A 23,347-nucleotide genomic window follows, 5' to 3' on the forward strand; every position below is an offset into this window, starting at 1 on the left:
TTGAAACTCAATGTTTTACAATAATACGCAACTCCCTTTTCTTATTGCAATCGAATGGTGTCGTTGACATATTGAAACTGTTATCGGTGTTTTCATAATTTCCTTTTATTTTATTGCAATCGAATGGTGTCGTTGACATATTGAAACTAGAGACAAAATTTAGGAGGTACATTTTGCTTATGATTGCAATCGAATGGTGTCGTTGACATATTGAAACTTTTTGGAGGTTCGTTTAATATTGGCGTTAATTTAGATTGCAATCGAATGGTGTCGTTGACATATTGAAACGTACCTTTGTACTCTAAATTGACTGGGTCTTCTCCATTGCAATCGAATGGTGTCGTTGACATATTGAAACTAACTGGAATCATGCCAGCTAAACAACCCCAATAATTGCAATCGAATGGTGTCGTTGACATATTGAAACAAATTTTTTAGAAAGCTAGATTCCATCCAAGATGAATTGCAATCGAATGGTGTCGTTGACATATTGAAACAAATCAATCACTAAGAGTATAGCTGAAAATAATATTATATTGCAATCGAATGATGTAGTTGACATATTGAAACTTATCAATGGCAATTGATAAATTTGTTACTTCGTTTTATTGCAATCGAATGGTGTCGTTGACATATTGTGAAGCAGCCTCCTCCAAACCCATACAAAAGAGGGGCGTAATGCAATGAATAGATTCGTGGACTTATTTAATTGGTGGTACGGGGCTTGCCCTGTCTGTGCAGAACAGTTAAAATTAAAATTCAATGGAGTCGGTGAATTAAAAAATTCTTTCTCTCAATTGTTCATTTTTAATTGTTAATTTGCACTCGCCTGGTGTCGTTGACATATTGAAACTCTATCATTTGTAGGTATTTTTCGATACCTTCTTTAATTGCAATCGAATGATGTCGTTGACATATTGAAACTAGATTGCTGCTCCCTGCTGATTGGTAAGTACTATAATTGCAATCGAATGGTGTCGTTGACATATTGAAACAAATAATGGTAAAGTTTTTTCGAAATCACTCATTAATTGCAATCGAATGGATTCGTTGACATATTGAAACGCCAAAGTTGCTTCCGAAATATCCGGTAATCTTTGATTGCAATCGAATGGTGTCGTTGACATATTGAAACGCCAAAGTTGCTTCCGAAATATCCGGTAATCTTGGATTGCATTCGAATGGTGTCGTTGACATATTGTGAAGCAGCCTCCTCCAAACCCCTCCAAAAGAGGGGCGTAATGCAATGAATAGATTCGTGGATTTATTTAATTGGTGGTACGGGGCTTGCCCTGTCTGTGCAGAACAGTTAAAATTTATATTCAATTGAGTCGGTGGATTAAAAAATTCTTTTCTCAATTGTTCATTTTTAATTGTTAATTTGCACTCGCCTGGTGTCGTTGACATATTGAAACATATTAAGCCCAGTCATAAGAATTTGAATAGCTTTTTATTGCAATCGAATGGTGTCGTTGACATATTGAAACTAAAAGGTATCTTTTTGATATCCAATATGTCATTTACATTGCAATCGAATGGTGTCGTTGACATATTGAAACATTACCGCATTCATTCCACCTGCCAAAGCAAAGAAGAGTTGCAATCGAATGGTGTCGTTGACATATTGAAACTCAAATGACAAAGAAGAAATCATATCTTCTATCTCTATTGCAATCGAATGGTGTCGTTGACATATTGAAACACATTGTACGTCTCCTTATGTTTGTGTTGTTGAATTATTGCAATCGAATAGTGTCGTTGACATATTGAAACGTTTCCTCAACTCCGTACATTGTAACTCCTTTTGTATTGCAATAGAATGGCGTCGTTGACATATTAAAACTTGTCATTTCTTGCGATTTATCCTGAGAAATTGTTAATTGCAATCGAATGGTGTCGTTGACATATTGAAACAAAGCCACATCACCGGGACTTTTATCATCTAATATTATTGCAATCGAATGCTGTCGTTGACATGTTGAAACACTGTTAGCCCTCTGGCGCGCATATCTTCGAGTATATATTGCAAACGAATGGTGTCGTTGACATGTTGAAACCTATGGCGTATTTCTCCCAAAACCAAGCGTAGGATTGCAAACGAATGGTGTCGTTGACATATTGAAACAGTCCAGAACATTGGCGTTGAGAACGGGTTTGTCTTTCAATTACAATCGAATGGTGTCGTTGACATATTGAAACGCAGCACCTTTGAGTCAGCCTTCTACTACTGCTTTGAATTGCAATCGAATGATGTCGTTGACATATTGAAACTCAGACATAAGATAAGAATGATTAGGATCGGTTATTAATTGCAATCGAATGGTGTCGTAGACATATTGAAACAAGATGTAACCTCAGTTGTAGAATTTACTGATACAATTGCAATCGAATGATGTCGTTGACATATTGAAACTCGTAAACGCTTCCAGTTCCACCCACCATAAACATAATATTGCAATCGAATGGTGTCGTTGACATATTGAAACATATTAAGCCCAGTCATAAGAATTTGAATAGCTTTTTATTGCAATCGAATGGTGTCGTTGACATATTGAAACGTTGGATAGCTTTTCCAACCAGGATGAAGATATTTAATTGCAATCGAATGGTGTCATTGACATATTGAAACTCAAATGACAAAGAAGAAATCATATCTTCTATCTCTATTGCAATCGAATGGTGTCGTTGACATATTGTGAAGCAGCCTCCCTCGACCCCTAGAAAAGAGGGGCGTAATGCAATGAGTATATTTGTAGACTTATTAAAACGGTGGTACGGGACTTATCCTGTAGCAGCAGAACAGTCAAAATTAAAATTCAGCGGACAAGGTGAAGTAAAAAAATTCTTTCTCTCAATTATTTATTTTTAATTTTTATCAGCGCTATGAATTGCGATCTAATATTTTTTCTAAAATCTTTGTTTTGATAATTAGACGCCATTCTGTATTTTTATGGCTACTAATGTAGCCAATTGGTTACCAAAGTATCCACTAAATCAGGTCATCATAAATGATTGTTAACAGAATATTAGATTATATTTTATATTCACCCGGACTGATAACAGTACTGCGAGAACTGAATTTACGCAGGCCAGGGATTAGCGGCAGAGAGATAGCAAGACTTACAGGTATTACACATAGATCAGCATTAAAAGCATTGGATAACCTGGAAGCCTTAAGATTAGTGGAAAGACAGGTTATAGGTAAAGCTTACTCTTTTACTGTAAACCGGAAACATTATGTCTATCAATATGTAATTGCCCCGATTTTTGAAGCGGAGAAAGAGTTGGGAAATTCCATCAACAATAAAATAAAGAAAACACTCGGAAAATTTTCTATAAGCATAATACTCTTTGGCAGCGTTGCCAGAAAAGAAGAAAATTATGAAAGTGATCTTGATATTTGCATAGTATATAAATCCGGTAGGCGTTTGTTGGAGGAGAAAGTAAGTCAATTGCGTGGTGACCTTTTCAGCAGGTACGGGATATCATTGGCACCTTACTATATAAGTGAAAAGGATTTCAGATCAAAAGCTAAAAATAGGAAGCTCCCTGTTATTAACATTCTTAGAGAAGGCAGGGTTATTTCCGGTAAAACTATAACGAGAATGATAGATGGTTAAGAAAGTATCAAGAAAGCGAATTGATTATTCTAAATTTGAAGATTTTTTAAGCGTTTCAAAAAATTTTATTGCTGGTGCCGAACTTGCAGTAAAATCTGAATATTATAATGCCGCCGGTTTGTTGATTATTCACGCTGCCATCGCAATAGCCGATGCAATAACGATCAGATTTTCTTCAACAAAATGTTCTGGTGAAAATCATTATGAAGTTATTAAACTACTAAAAGAAACAGCGCCCCGCACACGTGATACACAAAATGCATTAAACCATTTTGAAAAATTAATTGACCATAAGAATGCAGTTTCATATCAGGGTGATATATATGTTAAACAAGATATAGAACAATTATTAAAACATTTTGATCGTTTTTCTAATTGGGCTTATTCACTGCTAAAAAATTAGGCTGATGTTTATTATAATTTATTATTATGCTTTTCAGCATGTCGGATCGATCAGGAGACCGATCCCTACATTGTCTTGATTGAATGGTGTCGCTGAGTTATTGAAAAGAAAGCATTTCCCAACCACTCTCAAGGAGGGGAATTAGGAAGCATTGCATTTGATTTGGTCCTTTGATTTTCTTAAAGTCCTCTCCTTTGGATTGGGTTGGGTGAGGCTTTTTATTTTATAAAATATAACCGAAGACAGAAGAGGCAAGCCTCTCCCCTGCTTTTAATTGGTATTGGGGTTTAGTTAGCGGGCAGTGTAAATTAATCTTTTGAAGGAATTGGAGCGAATGATTTTTGAATAATTTCTTCTACTTCTTTTACGCTTTTGCCATACTTTTTATTAGAAAGATTTATAATTTCCTGCGCAGTTTTTTTATCTCTGCCGTTAACATCATTAATGGTTTCAAGAGTGAATGGAGAGATTAATTGATTTTTATTTAAAGTTGAAATCAGTGCAGTCCAGTTAGGAAGATTTGCCATATCATATTTATTAAAAACCGGGAGGAATTTTTCTTCGAGCATTTCAGCATCTATTATTCCAAGACGGAAGCAAATCATCGTTCCTACATTACCAATGATTGAAGCGAGAATATTCTTGGGGATTTGAGATGTAAATTGATTTGCCAGTACAAGGTTTATTCCAAATTTTCTTCCCTCAGAAAGTAAAGAAATAAAATTTTGAGTAGAAATACTTTGAAATTCATCAATGTAAATGGTAAAGTCTTTTCTTTGTTCAACCGGCAAATCCAATCTTTCCAATGCTTCGCTTTGCAGTTTAGCCAGAAGAAACATTCCTAAAAATTTAGAATTGGTTTCGGTTAATTCACCTTTAGCAAGATTGATGAGCAATATTTTTCATTATCCATAATATCTCTAAAGTCAATAGTGGAATGTTTTTGAGCAAAAATATTTCTAACCATAGGATCAAAAAGAAAATTCTCAAACTTGCTGCTAATATAACCACCCATAGAACTGCCTTCAGAGTAAGTTCGCAGGTAATCAGTCCTTTCCAATATTTTTATCCAATTATCTAATATCGGATCATGCATTTTGAGAGGCAGCCATCTTTTCCAGTATCCTTCCTGCTGAAAGATCCGATTAAATTCTAAAAGAGTTCCGGGATCATTCTGGTCGGACATCGCTAATAAAAGATTCATACGCATGTGCTGATAAAAAATGGGACCAGCGAAGGTGCTAGCCTCAGTGCCATATTCATCATAGAGCAATTTGTTAAAAATTGAAATGAATTCCTGAACGACGAAATGCTTTTGTCTTTCGTATTTATATTCAAGAATATTTATACCTACAGGAAAATTAGTCTCCACTGGATTAATAATTACCACATCATTTTTACGGGAAGCAGGAATATTGTTGAGAATATCATAGAAGAGATCTCCGTGAGGATCAATCAAACAAACGCCTTTATTGTTTTTTATATCGGACATCAACATAGTTTTTAGAAGAGTGGTTTTACCGGTGCCTGTTTGTCCAACTGTATAAACATGACGGCGTCGGTCATCATAAGAAATGCCAACAATATTACTTGAATTCCCTACTTTCGCTTTACCTAAAACTACAGCTTCTTCGTTACGGAATGTTGAAGGAGCTGCTTTTAATTTAGATTTTAATAATTTGATGAATGGAACATCATCCCCGTTAAAAAATGGTAGTCTGAAAAGGCATAATGATTCGGCAGTATCAAACAAATAAGGCAGGGATTTCAGCTCAGAATTGAGTAGAGAGTTCTGGTTAAAAGAAAATTCAAGATTACTTAGTGAGGCTATATTTTCCTCTAAGATTTTTCCGGTTAAGTTTATGCTGTTGTACCCACCTTGCAAATAGACTGAATAGGAATCGCTGTTCTCTTCCTTTAATGCACCTGAATGTTCTGTTATAATGGAATTGTAAGTTTCCTGTACTGTAACAGAAATTGGTGAGGGGCTTGCTAACCGAGTTTGGACGAATGCGGCATTATCTCTTAACCCGTAAAGCATTCTTGAAAATTGTCTTTGGAATACACTTGCCCGATCTCTGAGCGTTGGGAAAAGGTTATCTTCTTTTTTGTTGATGGAACTAAGACTTATTTGGGAATACTTTTCACAGTTTGAAATTTGTGATTCAAAAAAATCAACTTGTGCAGGACTGAGAGTAGTTGGTCTGAATATTGTACTTATGAGCAAAGGAGATTCATCTAAGACAGCTAATCTAAAAAAGCCGATCGGAGCCAGAATTTGTGAATATAAATGGATACAAATAAGTGATAATCGAAGAAGGATTGGATATTATTTTTTCTGTTCTGTCTTTTTGTTTAAAGCCGAACCCTGATTGGATCTCACTTTTCTTAAAAGAATCAAGTAAAGTATTTTCGATCCTGCGAGTAGTTTCTTTGACAAATTTAAACTCAAAAGGATTAAGAATAGATTTAATATCGGCTGAAATTAATTCCTCAAAGGTGTACTCCTCGAGGTAAATTCTGATTAAGTTAAGAAAGTCTATCCTGTAATTTTCAGCTTCCTCCCCGCTTATATTATTTATTTTGACTAGTAAGCTAATGTCAATACTCTTACCGGGTTGAAAGATATTTCTAATCTCATAGGTGAATCTCTCATCTCCTGAATTAAGAATTGAATTTATAAAATCAAGTTCGCGTTTATATCTTTCTCTCCAGTGTTCGTCTTTTGATTTTTCGGTAATTAGGGGAGAGTATATAGCAGTGACTTTGAAAGCAAAGAAAATTTCTTTATCAATTTTAAGAAGGCGGTTAAATTTTAGCATTATTCTTACCCATCAAAAGTTTAATAATGAAATATTTATTTTAATATTTATAAAAACTGTTATAAATATATCAAATGTATGAGGTTAAATTTAAATAGATTTATTGCAATATATTTTTAATATTTACTTTATGAAAAAACAAATTGTAATAGAAGAAACATCAAACCTCTTGCGTGAAAAGTTTCAAAAACTAATTCAGAAGAAACAAGCTGAAAAGGAAGAAAGCAAAAAAAAGATACAAGTCAACGCGAAGACAAACCTAAAAAGCAGTGAACATAGCAAGCTAAATCCCCGATTACTTTTCTGTCATTCCCTAAATCTTTTCTCCAGCTTGCATCTTCATTATTCTTTAACATTTCGCGGCTAAGAATATTACAGGCATCAATAAAGGCGTTATGCTTTCTGCTTCGTGAATCTTCTAATGCTTCTTTACCTTCATCAGAAGCCAGATACCATTCAACTCTAATTCTGGAATACTCAACAGCATAGTTTATTAAATCTTTTTTAAGTAAGAATAATTTAGTCTGATTAATTTGATTAAATATTTTTTTTGCTTGTTCTGGTGACATCTTATTATTGCTTTAATAATAGATATTCTAATTTCCAATAAATAATTTTGATAATTCCATTTCCATCTGAAGAATTACATAGATAGTAAAGTAGCCATTCATATATTTATTATAGATTTTAGATGTTCCGCAGTAAATCTAAAAAACCGGGGATGTGGAGTTAGTACTATGAGGTTATTTGAGGTAACTGCGTACTCACAATAATTTTTTTCTTGCCAATCGGTTACTTCACTATAAAGCAGTTTGTATATATGCCAGTTTGCTTTCCCCATTAATATAATTTTCCTATCCATTTTGTTGAAAAATTTTTTTATCAAACTTCTTCGCTCTTTAAAGTAGGAGGTCTTATAATCATCCCTACAACTAACACCAAATATGTCTTCGTAAGACTTTGGATATTCATCTTTAATATTTTTATTTGCAAGTGGATACAAGTTCATAATAAAAATGTCTTTTTGAATAGATCCTATGTCTTGTAGTGTAATTTCAGAATTAAAAAATTTTGAAATTAATCTGTAAACAGGAGAATTAATGATACCAAACTTTCTTTGATAAAAATCGTCTCCCAGTGCTATAATTAAATCTTCATTTGTATAATATTTTTTTTGTCTCTTTTATAAAAGTCTAATAATGACTTGTCATCGTCTTTATTCAAATCCCATATGCCACCTTCTTCAATGATACAGAAAATGTACTTTGCATCTGGATTACCAAAACCCAGCAAATTATTCAGTGCCATAAGTGAATCTGTTTTCAAGCTTTATTCTCTTTCAAAAAAGCATTTGTGATTTGAATTATTATATCCTTTAATTCTAATGGTTCAATAATTTTCATTGCATCCCACCAGCTAATGCACCAAGCAGCTAAACGATTTGTGATCGGTTGATTGGTCTTTAATATAATATATCCATCTGATTGCTTTTCTATTTCAAAGTCTTCGAACCATATTTTATAATAAAGTTCCTGCTCAACTTGTGGAACAAATTTCAAAACAATCTCTTTTATATCACCAGATTTAGTTTCTATAAAATCTTTTTTGAATTTCTTCTGAGTAAGTGAAATATTTTTAATCCGACTTAAATAGAAAGTTTTAAGAGTTGTTTCATTTTCCTTAATCGCGTGAATGATCCAGTTACTATTGCTTTCTATAAGCTTATAAGGTTTGAGGTTGTACGCGGAAGTAATATTATCTGTCAGTTTTTGATACTCAATCTTGATGATTAATTCTTCTGTCACTGCTTTAGCTGCTAAGATAATTTTCGAAAAGAATCGGGGATCAATCTTAGAATAAGTTTTAATCGAGTTGCTGAAATAATCTGAGTTGAGTTTTAGTGATAGGTAATAAGATGATAAAGCAATTAGATCTTCCTTCTTAGGTCTATTTTGAATTATTATCCCCGATTTTCTACCAAAAGCTTCTATACCCAAAGAACGATAATACTGCAAAGCTCTTGATATTGTTATCTCTTCAACATTGTAAAAATCTGCAGCTTGTTGTTTGGTGATTTGCTCACCGTTTAATACACGGGCAAGCAGTTCAATATTACGGTTGGTTTCCGATAAATTTTGTTTACTCATAATTCATCTAATAAGTTATTCAAATTTATCATTCAGTGATAAGATATTAAAGTAACTGTAGCATATTTTTTCCACCGTTATGGAACTGATTATATTATTATTGATATGGTACTTCTTCGGTGGTTGCTTAAAGGGATGTGCAAAGACTATAATTGGTCTGATAGCTTTCATTTTACTATTAAGCTTTCTTTGATCAATGGGAATATTTTTAATAAATAAGAATTAAACTTGCGATAACTTGGGTGATAAATTTGGAAAATTTTATTATTGTTTATTGTTCCACAATATAATTCTTTATTTTCTTTGAACTTTTCAAATTTAAATTTGTTCACACTATTATTCTTAAATATCTCCTGAAAGTATTCCCGATATTTAGCAGATAGGCAGAAAGTCAAATGGTCTTTTTGTTTCCAATTATCGTACAAATTTTTTCGATATATTTCTTCATCTTTTAACTGATCAACAACTGAAACTCCAAAAAACTCGACAGCCTTATCATAGTTAAAAGGCATAAATCGTGCATTTGTTATAAACACGTCATTTGCAATTGTTTGATCCAGGTTTTCTTTTTGTAAGTACTCTATGATTTTCTTTACCCCACTCTCAAAAGTATTAGGTTTTGCGGCTCGCTGTTCAAATTGGCATCGTATTAGTAAATCATCCAAGGAGGGGTTACTGGAATAGTACTCCACATCATTCAACTTTAACATTTTAGTTACATCTTTGACGCAACCAGAATCCCAGTGTTCTTCCATACCAATAAACCAATAATATCCATCGGGATTTCCATAACCTCTGAAATTAAATAGCATCGTATAAATAAATTCTTTTGTAACATTATGTCCATTATAAAACATATTTGATAAGCTCAAATTAGATCCTCTTATGATATTCTTATTATAAAACTAAATTTATTTTATCACTTCTACCAGATTTCATTAAAAGATCATATATACTATCACTATTAAGAGAGGGATTTTTTGAAAGATTTATTTCTTCAAGACTTGCCATCTCAAATATATCATCGGGAATATTTTTTAATCTGTTACCGCTGAGGTTAAGAACTTTTAAGTTTGGTAATGCAGTCATCTCTAAAGGTATCTCTTCAATCTTGTTATCTGCCAGATGGAGCACTTTTAATTTCTCAATTCTAAAAAGTGTTTTTGGTAATTCCTTAATTTCATTAGAGTACGCATACAAATATTCAAGGTTCTTTAGTTGGAATATTTTATCCGGTAAATTCTTTATCCCTTCGTTACTTATAATTTGTAATTCTTTAAGATTATAAAGTTCAAACATATTATCGGGTAATTCTGTTATGCTTGTTCGTTCAAGTTTGAATCCTTCAAGATTAGTTAATCTATGAAGAGAAGAAGGCAGCTTTGTTAAAAACTTCAGCTTAAAGGAAAGCCATATAAGATTATTTAAACTTGTTAATTCTTCCGGGATTTCACTGATAAGTAATTCATAGAGTTCAAGCTTTTTAATCCAGGTACAACTTAATATAAATTGAGGGAATACTTGAAAATTAAAATCATCTATAATCAGCTCCTCTGATTTATTCGCAATGCAACTGAAGATGGATTTACTCACATAGAAATATTCATTTATTGCATCGTATGAGATTAATTCCGCTTCGTCCTTATTCTGTGCGTAATACTTTTCTACTTCTTTATCTGGAACTACGAAATATTCAACCCCTTCCTCAATTTTATAGACTTCCTTCAAAGTATTTTTTACCAAATCAAAAAACATCTCTATCCGGATTGGCATAAAGCTGCTGAACTTTTCAGGCACTTCAAAAAAGGGTGTATCTCTGAAATAGTACTTAGCCTTTGCCGATGCTTCATCGTTGTAACCAAACTTAGATTCAGCAATGGTATAAGTCTCATTGTATTTTGTCTTTGCAAAGAAGGTTACAAAAAATTTGTCCTCTTTAAATAAAGTAAGATCAATAAATGATTCGTACTTTTTGTCTGGAGTATATTCAATTAAAATTACTCCGTGATAATCTCCCACCTGAACTACATATTTAGGATCACTGTAAGTATCTAGAACTCTGGACTCAGGTCTCATAAAAATATAACTCCATTTTTTATGATGGAATTATAGATTAATCGAATATGCATTTCTTATCATTGGATGATAAAAATTTCATATACAGGTGGGATTAAAAAATTATAAAAAAAATTACAAATCCGATTCTCTGGAGGAAATCAGATTAACCTGAGAATGAGTTTGAGGTAATCCACATAAAAGCCAGGGGGGCCGTACTAGGTACCCAGATTGTCGACAAGATTATTCAATACTCTAAATATTATTATCTGAAATGCGAAAGTGGCGGGGTTTTAGTTCTTCATTCCTAAATACATACCTCCGAAGTAAGGTATCAGCCAGATTACCCAAACTACAATACTGAACTTGTGAAATCTATTTTTCATTGATTCATCTTGATTTATAATTACTCTTGTTGCCCATATCGCGTGCAGCAGCATAAGCCACAAAGCAATTTGTCCAGTTAACGTATGAGGTTCTAATATATCAAAGGGTCCTTTTCCTAAAAGATGCATTGTATAAGTTCCTGATATATCGAACGCAAAACCAATCCAGAAAGCAACTACGTGCCAGGGTTTCAAATACCTTGCTATTTTTTCAGCCCAGACCCCAATAGAATAAAATAGTAATGCAAGCGTGATTAGAGTTGCTGATATTATAATCAAAGTTGGCATAATCAAATATAATTAAAAGATAGGGAGCTACCTGCTCCCCCTTTTAATTAACTAAAACATTTCACTAAGTGATTCAGCATCCGTATTATTCTCAAGCTCAATCGATCTTTGTGTTTGTTCCATTGCAGAGTATTTAATATCATAAAATTCAGGATACAGATCATCGGATATGATCGGAAGTTTGTCAAGTTCATCAGCAAACTGTCCAAGAGTTAAATCAGTTCTGTCATACAACTCTTCAGGAATTTCAAATCCGTAAATCAATTCGAGTTCTGACAGCGATTTTATAAAATCAACCTCATCCAGGTTCTCATCAAACAAATCAGAAATAATAGTGTCTGAGCTGTAATGTTTTTTGACCTTAGATTTTGAATCCAGCAGTGTAGCCAGGGTTTATAAATACCTAAGCATAATCTGGCCCTGGTTTAGTTTCTCTCATTGATGGAGTAGTAAATGTTCTAGCTTCATCAAATGGATTTTTAGGTTTTTTCTGTTGAGCAAGTAGCTTATTAAAAACTACATCCGCTTTTTCTTTAGGTCTATTCTTTTGCTTTTCAAGCATTTGTTTATCGATATTATTTTTCATTTTAATTCCTCCATAATTTAGTTAAGCCCCTGCTCGAGGCTTAAATTATTGGTTTATAATTGATTTTGTTGTTTAATGCTTTAGCTACAATTAATTTTTCCTGATATCATCACTTATATTGATTAGTTGTTCAGGGATGCCTCAAACATCGTAGATTCTCTTTCTTGATTTTAATTCTCTAACAATATCTGCTGGAGCATAAAACACCATATCCTCCCAGCCAGTTGTTTTTATATATCTGAATCGATGATAGTTGTATGCAATAGCTGTTATTACACATCCCAGCGGAATATCTGTTTCCTTATAAAATTCAATTGACCTTTTTAATTCACTGGCCCTGCATCCGCTAGCCTTTATATATGCCTCAAGTGTAAATTCTCTATCAATCCATTCTAAGCAGATAATTATTTTATCAATGTTATTTTTTAATTCATTCTGACTTTCAAGAAATTGTTCATCTCTCTTTCCCCAATGAAATCCATCAATGCCTAAATGCTCAATTGCGTCGATTACATCGATTATCAATTCTTTATCAAATTCCTGTTTCATTTTAAGTTCCCTCCGTTGGAAATATAAGGTGCTTGTAATAAGCCGCAGGTACAGTTCCAGCTTTTACGCCTTTGTAAATGGCTGATTTAGGGTTACAATTTCGTTTCCAGTCGTACTTGTTGCTCATATATCGGAGGACGTAGGGACTTACATATTCCTGCATTTCCTTTGACAGCAGCTCGGATGCTTTGTACATTCCGTATTTGGTCCAATACTCTACTACCTTACCCCCCCCAAATTTTTTCAATAGTCTTTGTGTCATACTGTAACTTGTGTCCCTCATTTTTAAGTCCTCTATTTTTCGTCATATTTTTATAGGTTTAACTAACCGTCCCTATCAAGGTTAAAGATATCTTTCACTTTCTCTTTGTAGTAGACCTGCTTTCTTTTAAGTTCAGGTCGCTAAAGGTAACCAGAGGTAACCTAAAGGTAACCAAATGTTTTGTTTTTAGTTTAAATTCGCAATAGTTACCCCAGTTACCCGGTTACCCCAATTTTCAAGTTGGCTGGAGAAAATAATTAATTATTTTTTTTTCTTCCCCAGCTAAAAAAATTTTCTTAATTAATTATTTATTTTCTAATATTAAAAAATATAGGTAACCAGGTAACCTACCCCCCTTTCTTTAGTTTTTAGTTTAAATTCCAACAATCCAGAGGTAACTTTGGGGTAACCTAAAGGTAACCGGGGTAACCAAATTCCAGCACAACCAGGGTAGATTGTGCTGGGTAATATGTAATTACTTACTTTCATATACTTTCATTGATATTCCATCAAATTTTCTTGTCGTTTCCTCAACTCCTTTTAACTTTAATCTTTTCAGTGTCGCCTTATAATTATGATATTGAAAGTGATACTTGCATATCTTACTCATATACCTTGCCGGAATTACTCCGTGCAAATCAATAATACTTTCAACCATTGCAGCAATATCTATTTTCAGTCCCATTTTCTCTTCTTGCTCAGTCATCGGGAATATTTCTTCCAGCAGAAAATACTTGGCATCTTTTGCTTTTTAATCTTTCAGCAAATTCTTCATACTCATCTTTTGATAATGCTTTCAATATGTTCTTTGCTTCTGTTTCAATCGGATGATTTGCAAGCTCCCTATCGTAATCTAACTTGAAAATAATATTTGCAAATTCCGAGAGTTCAGCTTTTATATCAGGTTCAAGATCCTTGAGACTTTTATAGATAGTTAACTCACTAACTTTTTTTGCCTTCTCATTTCTAATTACATTAAACCTTCTGTCCTCATCATCCAGAAATATTGCGTGTTCACTATTCGAGAAAAGAATGAAATTCATAAAGTTGCTTGTTTGGAATGTATCAACACCCTTAATTTCAATACTCTGGTATGGGGCTGTAATTAAATCTTTCAACGATTCCTTACGATGAAGATTTTCTTTTGCATTACCTGCACTAAACACTTCATTGTATCCACGAAGAAAACAGTTCATATCAATCTTGTTAAAGTTTTTGCAATGTGACTGCCATTCATTAACTGAGACTGCTTTTCACCAAAGAGCGGCATTAATATTCTGATAAATAATAAATCCTTACCAATACCCTGAACATTTGATGTAATTAACCAGGCTGTGTATGACTTTACTCTTGCCTGCAGAATGAATGCTATCCAGTTCAGAAATCTTTCAAGATATTCTTTCTGGCCAAAGATGTTAATCATAATCTCATAAATAACTTTACATCTTCTTTCTAACTCATCGACTGCCTGATTCAGGGCCAGGGGTGGTAGGGTAGTATAATCCTCCTTCATATACTCACTCTCTTCAAATAAATTATAATATTTATCATTCAAACCCCCTTTCAACCCTGGGTTAAATATTATTTCCCGCCTTGGCAAATAAGATCTAATATTCGGATCTATATTTTTCTGTACGCAGTAATTATCAAAATCAGCAGCGTTCTTGAATATGTAAAGCGGACCATCACCATTAAAGCTTAAATAATCTATCATTGAAGGACCACCAACAGATTCATTCCAGAACAATTTACTCTTTGCAGCATCTATCTCTCTGCTATCCTGCCAGTATGTTTTGCTTTCAGAAGAACAGAAAATATAATACTGCCCCGCTTCGTTCAAATCAATGAATGCATTATGTGTATGCGGATGTGTTCTCTTTGAATGATCGCAGTAAGGACAGAATATTTTTGTTTTGCCTGAAATCTTTCTAACCTTCTCCCTCGTAACACCATCTTCAAGAGTAACTTCATCATCAAGTGAAATTGTTCTCTCTTCTTGCTTTGGTCTTCCTGGTTTTTTCTTTTTGTTTTTAATTGGTCATCATCAGGATTAAGAAATACTACATTACCTTCGAGATCAATGTAATTGTGTAAATGTGTAATCGCATTCGGATTCATCTTGAAGTAACGATTACCATCAAAACAACTTTTATCAATCTTGGGAAACTTCTCTATCCAGACTTCTTTCATCGCATCCAGTTCCTTGAGTGAAATAGTTCTGGATAATGGAACAATCACTCTGAATTTATCAATTGCTTGAATGCTTTCACCTTCATCACTTATTGTTTTTTGATGATTAACTGTTGTATGCAAGAACCAAGAGAACTGAGTTGCCTTCCAGTTTTCTTTGAATTGCTCGAGTGCGGGATCATTTTTATCAAAATCCAACGTCAGAAAATAAACTTCTTCAACATTCTCTTTTATTTTATGACCGTCTTTAAGTTTTGATGGCAGGTATGAAGTTGTTTTAACAAGATTGTTTAATTCAGATTCATTCCAATTTATTTCAGAAAGGATCCAACCTTTATTTTTTTTACCTCCCTCTTCTTTGGTAAGATCGAATGTTACTTCTGGATTGTAGGAATATTTTAATTTACTATTATTTTTCTCCGTGTTTGTTATTGAATTCATTTTTATAACCTCGATTTGATGTAGATGTAGAATAAGAGTGAATGATACTCTTTAAGCTGCGAATTGAGTTTCCATATTTCATTGGTTCTACTTTTGCGTTCATTGTATAATATTCCGCAACAGCATCGTGGATGTCGTTAGTGGATTCAAATACAAAGGTTGTCAGTCCTTGTTTTCTGGTGTGCTCAATCAGCTTGTAGCCTGTGGTCAGTAAATATGCAGAGAGGTAAAAATCCTCGTTTGAATAAGTCTGCATTAGATTAACTCCGATTAAATTTATTCAGGTGGAATGCCCCCTCTGATGAAAGAGCATTCCTATAAATTATGTTTTCAGTTGTAAATTATTCGGGTTGTCTATTGGCGAGTTTTGAAGTGGTCTTTTGCAGGTTTTCAAAGCAAACTTCATACTGTCTGCTCTTATTTAATATATTTAAATTTCAAATATGCCGTCAAGTAACAATTAAAATAAAAATCATTAGAATACATTCATCATTAAATCTGCTAACATTGCTAGCATTTGCTGATTGAAAAAACATGCATTTTCATGCCAAAATCGCAGTCCTAACATTCACAATTTTGTTTAAGGTCTTCTTTACTACATTCCTTTAAAAGGGTTCGGTGTAATATTTCTTTATTTTAAAAGGGTAATCTTTCCAATTTAATAAAGCATTAAGCAATTTGACTTTTAGAATAATTTAAAGGGATGGAAAATTGAAACAACAAATATCATTTGACGACGGCACAGGTTTAATAATTGAGACACTCGATCTTGATTTTAAGAATGGCTTTAAGAAAGAAACAGGCGTTCAAAATTCCGGTGAACTTAGAATTTTTATTCCAGATTGGAATAAGATAATTTCCTCTGAATTATTTGTTGATCCTTTTCTAAAAGTACCTGAATTTAAAAATATTTCTGAACTCAATCTCGCTTTTTATTTAGAGTATTATCGAGCTACGCATTTTGATGTAAAGGGTCAATATCTCCGCAGTACATTAAAGAATACTCGAACATTCAAGATAAATTCGATGGACTATAATAATCTCATACGGGAACTGCTTGTTAAGCAGGGAAAAACCTGGCCCACAAAGAAGGAAGAGGAAGATGCAAAGTTAAAAATTGAATATTCAATTTTAGATGTGACCGGCCATTCTGTTCAAAAATTATTTTTCAAAGCCGCCTATGATGAAATTGCTGAAATTGATCAAACATTGCATACACAAAAACGTTTTTCGAAAGAATATTTTAAGAAAATCGTTCAATATTTTGTGAAAATTAATACTCAGAATATTGGCGAAAATATTGAGAATAAAAAAGAAAAATTTAGAACGACATATACAAAAAGAGAAATTGATGAATTAAAAGACTTCCTAACTGAAGATCCGATTTTCGAAGAGTTAAGATCAACAGATTTCAGTAAGGTACTAAAAACAGTAAAATCGATGCTTTCCAGATATCCTCAGAATGAGCAACAGTCAACTGAATTAAAAGAAAATAAGGACAATAAAACACAAACAGTCGTAAGCAATGAGGAGCTTAATAAAATAGTAAATGAAGCGCTTCAATCGTTGGATGAATTTCTTGTTGGAAAGAAAAGTAAAGAAAAAATAGAAAAGACTCAGAATTGGATAGATAGAATAAAGCACATTCATTCACAACCTGAACCCCTTAATCGTGCTGTTCTTGTGTATATCAATGATACGTTCGCCAGTACACAGGGAATGGTTGAGCAAATTAATTTAGAAATTGAAATGTTATTCCGACGTTGTTATAGGGAATGGGCAAAAAAAACTTTTGATGAATTAAATAAGAACGAAAACCTTACTAAGCCAGAAAAAAGGTTATTTATTCTAATGCATATAGGTACACCATATCTCGGTTACAGAACTCCAGTATTTGATCCACTTTTATTAAAATATCTTAACTTTAAAAATCTTAACCTATATACCTTTTTGCTCTCTTCAGTCTTTAAACTTCATAAAATTAATGATATCGATCTTAAATTAATAAATGTACAGTTATTTCTATCTTTTCTAAAATTTTATGTATTCTGGCTAAGTTTAAGTCGGTCAAAAGAGAACGAGCGTAAACAGAATTTAGAGTACAAAAAAAGATTCGTAGTAGATCAATTCATGGAAAATAAATCTTGGGATGAAAAAGATCTTGATACATTCAAAGTGGAGAAAAACGAAAAAGAAAGTGAAATTTCTAAATATGAAGAAATTGATTTAAAGGATATTGAAATAGACTCTGATGAACCTGAGAGTGAAATGCTTAATCTCACGGGACATTTTAAGAGTTTTTCTGTATTGGAAGAGGACACTTCAAAAACTGAAACAGATAAGATTAATTATCATACGATGTCGGTTAAAAAACCTGGTGTTGATGTTAAAAGAGCAATAAATGTCAATCTTAAAGATTTTTTTTTCAGAGACATAATTGAAAAATACTGTACTGCAGAAGAACAAGAATTGCTATATGAACACTTAATTAAAAAGGAACCTTATGAAGAGATTGGAAAAAAACTTAAAATTTCCACACCTGCAGTTTTGAAAAGAATAAATAAAATCTTAAATAGATTATCCCAAGAATCAGAATTAAAGGAACTATTAACTGAAATGTAATTAGGTGCGGTTTATATAATCTGTAATACATTCTTAAAAATTAAATTGGCTGTGGTAATATTTATAGTTTTAGCTAGGTTAATATTATCTGCTCTTCTTTCCCATTAATAAGTACGGGGGAAAACTACACTACAGATTTTAATAGGTCCCAGCGGGAGAAATCCCTGACGGTCAATCGGAAATATGGACAGACGTGACTGTTTCCACCGCAAGACTAACGTCACGGCTGGGACTGAATATTTGGTTAATATTATCTGCTCTTCTTTCCCATTAATAAGTAAAGGGGAAAACTACACTTCAGATTTTAATAGGTCCCAGCGGGAGAAATCCCTGACGGTCAATCGGAAATATGGACAGACGTGACTGTTTCCACCGCAAGACTAACGTCACGGCTGGGACTGAATATTTGGTTAATATTATCTGCTCTTCTTTCCCATTAATAAGTAAAGGGGAAAACTACACTTCAGATTTTAATAGGTCCCAGCGGGAGAAATCCCTGACGGTCAATCGGAAATATGGACAGACGTGACTGTTTCCACCGCAAGACTAACGTCACGGCTGGGACCCCTTTTATTTTCAAAGCTGTCATGGTTAGCTACAAACTGTAATGGTAGTTGTAAATATAACGTACTAAGGTAAGGAAGGCTAGGAGACCTCCCTGAACTGGAAATATTTTATATACAATGAGTCCCATTTTAGATGTTTAGTCAATTAGGGTATGGGGCGATAATTTAATTGGCATGGTATCAGTCCCACATATTAACAATTTAAAAATAGGAAGTTTAATTATGGAAATAACAATCACAAAAGTAAAAGAAGATAGCGGCTGGCTCAGTTGTATGTCGGCTTATCCGGTTACGTATCAAGGAACACAGTACAAAACTTGTGAAGCTTTATTTCAAGCGCTGCGATTTACAAACCATCCTAAAATCCAGAAAGAAATACTAGGATGTAAATCTCCAATGGGTGCAAAGATGATTGCCAGAAGAGAACGAGAATTACTTGGTAGAGGAAAAATGTGGGACGAAGCACCAAGTGATATTCCTTTAATGAAGGAATGCTTAGAGTTAAAACTGGAGCAGCATCCTGAACTTAAAGAAAAATTATTAGAAACTGGAAATGCAGTAATCATTGAAGATTGTACTACACACGATCGTGAATCTGCAAGATTCTGGGGTGCTGTGAAAAAGGGTGGGAAATGGGTGGGTGAGAATGTATTTGGAAAGCTCTGGATGGAAATTAGGGATGAGACGATTGAGGATATGAATAAAGAAAAAAAATAATGTTAATTAATAGCAGCTCTGCATATCAGGGTTGCAATTTAAAAAAAATAAAAGGAGAAAATTAAATTCAAAATGAAATAAAAATGTTTACCTCAAAAAATGGCCGTACAATAACGATCAATGGGATTTCGGTTACTCCAATTGGTGGATCGGGATTAAAGCTAGAAGCAAAACTTATCGAAAATATGAGTCCTTGCGAACTTTCATACTTCAGGCCCGTAATTGTAGATTTTGATAAGATATACTGCCAATCCAATAGACTCCAAAGTTTAAGTGATGACCTTTCCGTCTCCTTTACCTTAATAGAATGTGGGACAGTATCTACGCGAGTCATAATGTTGACACCAACGGATCAAAAACACAGGGAGAAAATTTACCATGCCGCTTTAAAAAAAGCAGTGAGGAATAACTCCAAATTATTGTTGAGTAAAAACACAGAAATCCACTTCAGTAATCTTACAGACGAGGAGAAGAAAAAGAATGCAGAATTCAAATATTTAACTGAATTTACTTTAACATTTCAAAGTGACAATTACAAAAAAGTATTTTCGGCATTAAATAAAATAATAGACGAGCTTAAATCAGAAACGAAAAAACAAATTGAATAAAAATGATCAAACGGGTCTGGATAACGGGCCCGTATTTATAAAAACAAAATAACGGAATTCAAATAATGAATAAACGCAAATCAAGAAAACCGATAGCAACAATTTCAATTGTAGATTCTCTAGATGATTCTGACGTTCAAAGATTTGCAAACAAGAAAATACTATAGATTGAAAGTTATTACTTATTCTGTCTTCAATTCCAGTATGTTCTGGACCCCTTCGAGTTCAAGGAGGTGATTGTTTTGAACTCAAACTTGATCCCTTTATTATACACTCTTCAACCTGGTTACAAGGATGCAGATAAGTGGATAGACCAATTATTAAATCGTCCAGATACGATTAATTGGCAGGCAGCATTTAGTTATTCACTTGATACAGATAAGGTAGGTGCATGCATATTTGATGTTGATCAGAATATAGGTGTTAAGGTATATGATAAATTTTTCACTTTCAAAGTTGATAGAATAAAAAAAGGGGTACCTGGTAAACCTTATGTTTATCAATTCGAGTGCGATGTGACCGTCGAGAAAGATGTAATAGTGATGGATGTAATTAATTCGGATGGAAGTAGGCCATTCTTTCCCAAAATGGTAATACTTGAATAATTCAAACAAGTGGCGGGGGATAACCCGCCTCAATTTAATTAGGAAATTAAAGTTCAAAAAAAAACAAAAGTTACTTTCAGACTAGGTGCTAGTTCAGCATTTGGGATATAAAGCTGTGGAATCTCAACGTATGTTTTTCATTTTACGCTATGATTAATAATTAACACATTTATAAAAATTCAAACAGGAGAAATTTTATGAAATTTCCTTTATTTAGTACAATGTTTATAACACAACCACCCTATGAAGAACCTTTCTTTCAGATACTGCTCAAGGGTCAAAATATTTTAGGAGTTCAAAAAAATAGTGGGGGCACTATGAAATTTTGGAAAACGGATAGAGAGGTACAGGACAATGATGTGCAGGGTGTTTATGCATTTGAATGTAAAGATAGGCATCAAATTACCCACTATCTGATTATATCTGTCCTGGATCTGATAGAAGAAGATGAATATAAAATAAATGAGCAAGCATATCTCTTTACTTTCATCGATGAAATTGATTCCAATTATGTCCGAAAGGTTGAAGAAAAAATGATAGAGATTAAAGAGAGCGCTTTAGGCAATTATAAAGAAAGATTTATTGAAGCCAGCTAATAATAAAATCTTTGTTAAGGTTAATGCTGTAATCTAAGTCAAAAATAAGTCTAAATCGCCTCTAACAATTCAAATTTTGAAGCAGTCATTTTATTAAATATTACATTGGGTCAGTTATGCGACGAAAGTCCTTGACGGAGTTCAGATAGTTCCGACTCCTTACTATCGGCGCTGACCCTTCATATTTATATAAGCCGTTATTTTTTTGCCACAAAACTATAATGGTAGTAGTATTCTGTGGCAAGGGTCTCATTTCCCCTCTTTAAGAATACAACCAGGTCCAGCGGTGTTTATTAGTTGGGCCGACTAATATTTTGGTCCGATGTTGGCGAAAGCCTAGGACGGCACAATTAGTTCCTGCCACACTAATATCATCGGGCCTCTTTTATTACCAATAGTTCATTGACTCTACTAATTGATACAAATAATATTCAATTATTAACTAAAAAGGAAATTTTATGAAAATAACAAATGAAAACTATCTAGTAACTCTTAATAAAGTTTTGGATGATATTGATACCAAACCGCACAATAAAGTGTTACCAATCCTTGAATTACTAAATAAATTTGATAGAAAGGACATTGTAGTACTGAAGGCCTTGACTCATATTCATTTTCGTCGCAAAGATTATGCTAAAGCTTTGCACTATGTACTAAACGCACTAGACATCGATCCAGAGGATACTCAAGCGCTTAAGTATAAAGCATGGTTATACGATCAGACTGGAGATAAAAAATTTTATATTAAAACTCTGGAGCATTTGATTGCGTTAGGTAAAGCAGATTTTGAAGTGTATGATCAATACGCCGAGTATCAGGAGAAGAAAGGACTCATACTTAATGCATTAGGAAGCTATACAATGGCACTAAGTAGTGATGAGAGTTTTCACCAAGCAATTCACGCGGCAATAGGTGGGCAAATTGCTACAGTAAGTTGGGTGCTTATGGTATTGCGAATGAAATATATGATACTGTACTGCTGGTACATCCAGATGATAAAATAGCTCTCTATGGAAAAGCATATAATTACTATCTAGACAATAAGATAAATAGTGCGGAAAAGATCTGCAAAAAATTAGTTTCTGACCATTCAGACTTCCAACATCCAAAAGATCTAGTAGATTTAATAAATAAACAAAAGGAGAAAAAATAGTATGGAAGATTTTATGTTTTATGATCCGGAAGATTTTTTTGATCGGGTTACAGAAGCGTTAAGGAGAGGGGATTTCAATGTAGCAGAAAAATTACTGGAAAAGTATTTAAAGAGTCATTCTGAAGATACACAGTCACGATTACTAAAATCATTAATACAGGGAACAAAGGGTGATCTATCGGGAGCAATTACACTACTAGAGGAGATATTAATTATTGATAATTCAAATGATCTCGCCCTATATAGTCTGACAAATTATTACTATATGTCTCTCGACTGCAACAAAGCAATTGAATACTGTGATAGGTTTATTGCTCTTGAAGGTACTGAAGATAGTGAGAAAGCAATCGATCTTAGAAAAATTAAAGTCCAAAGTCTTTATGCTCAGGGTAAATATAGTGATGCATTAGAGCAAATTGAAGATTTACTAAAACTAAATCGTAAAGATGAAAAAATGATCATATATAAAGCTAAAATATTCAATATAAATGGTTCTTACGACGCAGCAAAAAAGATATTAAATCCAATTATACCTGCTATCGCTGATGACGGATTGTTAGGGCATGCATACTACATTTTGGCAACGTCATATTATCACTTAGGTCAGTCGGATAAGTCTGATGAATTTTTATATAAGTCAGCGGAATTAAATGACGAGTTTGGAATGCGATGGCTAAAATTAAAGTTGGCTGCGGAATGGAATCAACAAATGAATCAGAACAATAACTGAA

General features: G+C 33.4%; 29 protein-coding genes and 2 CRISPR repeat arrays (1 of these 31 running past the window's edge). Of the genes, 9 read left to right on the forward strand and 20 right to left on the reverse strand.

The genetic code is table 11. The features are described 5' to 3' along the window. Nucleotides 1-642: direct repeats of the CRISPR family, unit length 35 nt; unit sequence ATTGCAATCGAATGGTGTCGTTGACATATTGAAAC; it begins 1,294 nt to the left of the window's first position. A gap of 378 nt (nt 643-1,020) precedes the next feature. After that, nucleotides 1,021-1,359 carry a hypothetical protein gene (locus IPH11_15600; protein MBK6915007.1) on the reverse strand — a complete coding sequence of 113 codons (339 nt, stop codon included), beginning with the start codon at nt 1,357-1,359 and terminating at the stop codon, nt 1,021-1,023. A gap of 22 nt (nt 1,360-1,381) precedes the next feature. Further along, a CRISPR array of direct repeats spans nt 1,382-2,700; the repeat unit is 34 nt; unit sequence TTGCAATCGAATGGTGTCGTTGACATATTGAAAC. A gap of 308 nt (nt 2,701-3,008) precedes the next feature. Here IPH11_15600 and IPH11_15605 point away from each other — a divergent pair. Continuing rightward, the gene (locus IPH11_15605; protein ID MBK6915008.1) at nt 3,009-3,620 is read left to right on the forward strand and encodes a nucleotidyltransferase domain-containing protein; all 612 of its coding nucleotides are present in this window, start codon (nt 3,009-3,011) and stop codon (nt 3,618-3,620) included. Then, the gene (locus IPH11_15610; protein MBK6915009.1) at nt 3,613-4,023 is read left to right on the forward strand and encodes a hypothetical protein; all 411 of its coding nucleotides are present in this window, start codon (nt 3,613-3,615) and stop codon (nt 4,021-4,023) included. The genes IPH11_15605 and IPH11_15610 overlap by 8 nt, the downstream gene beginning before the upstream one ends. Nucleotides 4,024-4,331: 308 nt before the next feature. Here IPH11_15610 and IPH11_15615 read toward each other — a convergent pair whose 3' ends face one another. From IPH11_15615 to IPH11_15705, 19 genes are all read right to left on the reverse strand, one after another. Beyond that, nucleotides 4,332-4,919 carry a type IV secretion system DNA-binding domain-containing protein gene (locus IPH11_15615; protein ID MBK6915010.1) on the reverse strand — a complete coding sequence of 196 codons (588 nt, stop codon included), beginning with the start codon at nt 4,917-4,919 and terminating at the stop codon, nt 4,332-4,334. Then, nucleotides 4,889-6,250, reverse strand: coding sequence for an ATP-binding protein (locus IPH11_15620; protein ID MBK6915011.1), 1,362 nt, complete (start codon nt 6,248-6,250; stop codon nt 4,889-4,891). The genes IPH11_15615 and IPH11_15620 overlap by 31 nt, the downstream gene beginning before the upstream one ends. 25 nt (nt 6,251-6,275) lie before the next feature. After that, nucleotides 6,276-6,845, reverse strand: coding sequence for a hypothetical protein (locus IPH11_15625; protein MBK6915012.1), 570 nt, complete (start codon nt 6,843-6,845; stop codon nt 6,276-6,278). Between the two features lie 242 nt (nt 6,846-7,087). Continuing rightward, on the reverse strand, nt 7,088-7,414 hold the full coding sequence (locus tag IPH11_15630; GenBank protein MBK6915013.1) for a hypothetical protein: 327 nt from the start codon (nt 7,412-7,414) through the stop codon (nt 7,088-7,090). A gap of 98 nt (nt 7,415-7,512) precedes the next feature. Beyond that, on the reverse strand, nt 7,513-7,854 hold the full coding sequence (locus tag IPH11_15635) for a hypothetical protein (protein ID MBK6915014.1): 342 nt from the start codon (nt 7,852-7,854) through the stop codon (nt 7,513-7,515). A 137-nt stretch (nt 7,855-7,991) separates the two neighbouring features. Beyond that, complete coding sequence (locus tag IPH11_15640) at nt 7,992-8,171, reverse strand: hypothetical protein (protein ID MBK6915015.1); 180 nt, start codon at nt 8,169-8,171, stop codon at nt 7,992-7,994. Continuing rightward, nucleotides 8,168-8,992 carry a WYL domain-containing protein gene (locus IPH11_15645; GenBank protein MBK6915016.1) on the reverse strand — a complete coding sequence of 275 codons (825 nt, stop codon included), beginning with the start codon at nt 8,990-8,992 and terminating at the stop codon, nt 8,168-8,170. Before IPH11_15645 ends, IPH11_15640 begins: the two co-directional genes overlap by 4 nt. A 167-nt stretch (nt 8,993-9,159) precedes the next feature. Beyond that, nucleotides 9,160-9,864, reverse strand: a complete 705-nt coding sequence (locus tag IPH11_15650; protein ID MBK6915017.1) for a hypothetical protein — start codon at nt 9,862-9,864, stop codon at nt 9,160-9,162. A 25-nt stretch (nt 9,865-9,889) separates the two neighbouring features. Continuing rightward, entirely contained in the window at nt 9,890-11,068 is a 1,179-nt protein-coding gene (locus IPH11_15655; GenBank protein MBK6915018.1) for a leucine-rich repeat domain-containing protein, read from the reverse strand. Nucleotides 11,069-11,340: 272 nt separating this feature from the next. Further along, complete coding sequence (locus IPH11_15660; GenBank protein ID MBK6915019.1) at nt 11,341-11,721, reverse strand: TIGR03987 family protein; 381 nt, start codon at nt 11,719-11,721, stop codon at nt 11,341-11,343. A 51-nt stretch (nt 11,722-11,772) separates the two neighbouring features. Beyond that, complete coding sequence (locus tag IPH11_15665; GenBank protein ID MBK6915020.1) at nt 11,773-12,042, reverse strand: hypothetical protein; 270 nt, start codon at nt 12,040-12,042, stop codon at nt 11,773-11,775. Between the two features lie 82 nt (nt 12,043-12,124). Then, nucleotides 12,125-12,307, reverse strand: a complete 183-nt coding sequence (locus IPH11_15670) for a hypothetical protein (GenBank protein ID MBK6915021.1) — start codon at nt 12,305-12,307, stop codon at nt 12,125-12,127. A 141-nt stretch (nt 12,308-12,448) separates the two neighbouring features. Next, complete coding sequence (locus IPH11_15675; protein ID MBK6915022.1) at nt 12,449-12,856, reverse strand: hypothetical protein; 408 nt, start codon at nt 12,854-12,856, stop codon at nt 12,449-12,451. Between the two features lies 1 nt (nt 12,857). Continuing rightward, nucleotides 12,858-13,139, reverse strand: a complete 282-nt coding sequence (locus tag IPH11_15680) for a hypothetical protein (protein ID MBK6915023.1) — start codon at nt 13,137-13,139, stop codon at nt 12,858-12,860. Nucleotides 13,140-13,593: 454 nt separating this feature from the next. Beyond that, nucleotides 13,594-13,803, reverse strand: coding sequence for a hypothetical protein (locus IPH11_15685; protein ID MBK6915024.1), 210 nt, complete (start codon nt 13,801-13,803; stop codon nt 13,594-13,596). 13 nt (nt 13,804-13,816) lie between these two features. Further along, complete coding sequence (locus IPH11_15690) at nt 13,817-14,314, reverse strand: hypothetical protein (GenBank protein MBK6915025.1); 498 nt, start codon at nt 14,312-14,314, stop codon at nt 13,817-13,819. After that, complete coding sequence (locus IPH11_15695) at nt 14,311-14,958, reverse strand: hypothetical protein (protein ID MBK6915026.1); 648 nt, start codon at nt 14,956-14,958, stop codon at nt 14,311-14,313. Before IPH11_15695 ends, IPH11_15690 begins: the two co-directional genes overlap by 4 nt. Further along, nucleotides 14,955-15,749 carry a hypothetical protein gene (locus IPH11_15700; protein ID MBK6915027.1) on the reverse strand — a complete coding sequence of 265 codons (795 nt, stop codon included), beginning with the start codon at nt 15,747-15,749 and terminating at the stop codon, nt 14,955-14,957. Before IPH11_15700 ends, IPH11_15695 begins: the two co-directional genes overlap by 4 nt. Further along, nucleotides 15,718-16,005, reverse strand: coding sequence for a hypothetical protein (locus IPH11_15705; protein ID MBK6915028.1), 288 nt, complete (start codon nt 16,003-16,005; stop codon nt 15,718-15,720). Before IPH11_15705 ends, IPH11_15700 begins: the two co-directional genes overlap by 32 nt. A gap of 455 nt (nt 16,006-16,460) precedes the next feature. On the opposite strand from IPH11_15705, the gene IPH11_15710 reads away from it, so the two are divergent. The 7 genes from IPH11_15710 (at nt 16,461) to IPH11_15740 (ending at nt 23,346) form a co-directional block, all read left to right on the forward strand. After that, nucleotides 16,461-18,371 (forward strand): hypothetical protein, encoded by a 1,911-nt coding sequence (locus IPH11_15710; GenBank protein ID MBK6915029.1) that lies wholly within the window; start codon nt 16,461-16,463, stop codon nt 18,369-18,371. A gap of 740 nt (nt 18,372-19,111) precedes the next feature. Then, nucleotides 19,112-19,654: an NADAR family protein gene (locus tag IPH11_15715; protein MBK6915030.1), complete on the forward strand. Its 543-nt coding sequence runs from the start codon at nt 19,112-19,114 to the stop codon at nt 19,652-19,654. A gap of 83 nt (nt 19,655-19,737) precedes the next feature. Next, entirely contained in the window at nt 19,738-20,262 is a 525-nt protein-coding gene (locus IPH11_15720) for a hypothetical protein (protein MBK6915031.1), read from the forward strand. A gap of 242 nt (nt 20,263-20,504) precedes the next feature. Continuing rightward, nucleotides 20,505-20,867: a hypothetical protein gene (locus IPH11_15725; GenBank protein ID MBK6915032.1), complete on the forward strand. Its 363-nt coding sequence runs from the start codon at nt 20,505-20,507 to the stop codon at nt 20,865-20,867. Nucleotides 20,868-21,064: 197 nt separating this feature from the next. Beyond that, a complete protein-coding gene (locus IPH11_15730; protein ID MBK6915033.1) occupies nt 21,065-21,463 on the forward strand; it encodes a hypothetical protein in 399 nt (132 codons plus the stop codon). Between the two features lie 458 nt (nt 21,464-21,921). Next, on the forward strand, nt 21,922-22,467 hold the full coding sequence (locus IPH11_15735) for a hypothetical protein (GenBank protein ID MBK6915034.1): 546 nt from the start codon (nt 21,922-21,924) through the stop codon (nt 22,465-22,467). A 150-nt stretch (nt 22,468-22,617) separates the two neighbouring features. Beyond that, entirely contained in the window at nt 22,618-23,346 is a 729-nt protein-coding gene (locus IPH11_15740) for a tetratricopeptide repeat protein (GenBank protein MBK6915035.1), read from the forward strand. The last annotated feature ends 1 nt before the right edge of the window (nt 23,347 follow it).

Source organism: Ignavibacteriales bacterium (assembly GCA_016709155.1).
GTDB lineage: Bacteria > Bacteroidota > Ignavibacteria > Ignavibacteriales > Ignavibacteriaceae > JADJEI01.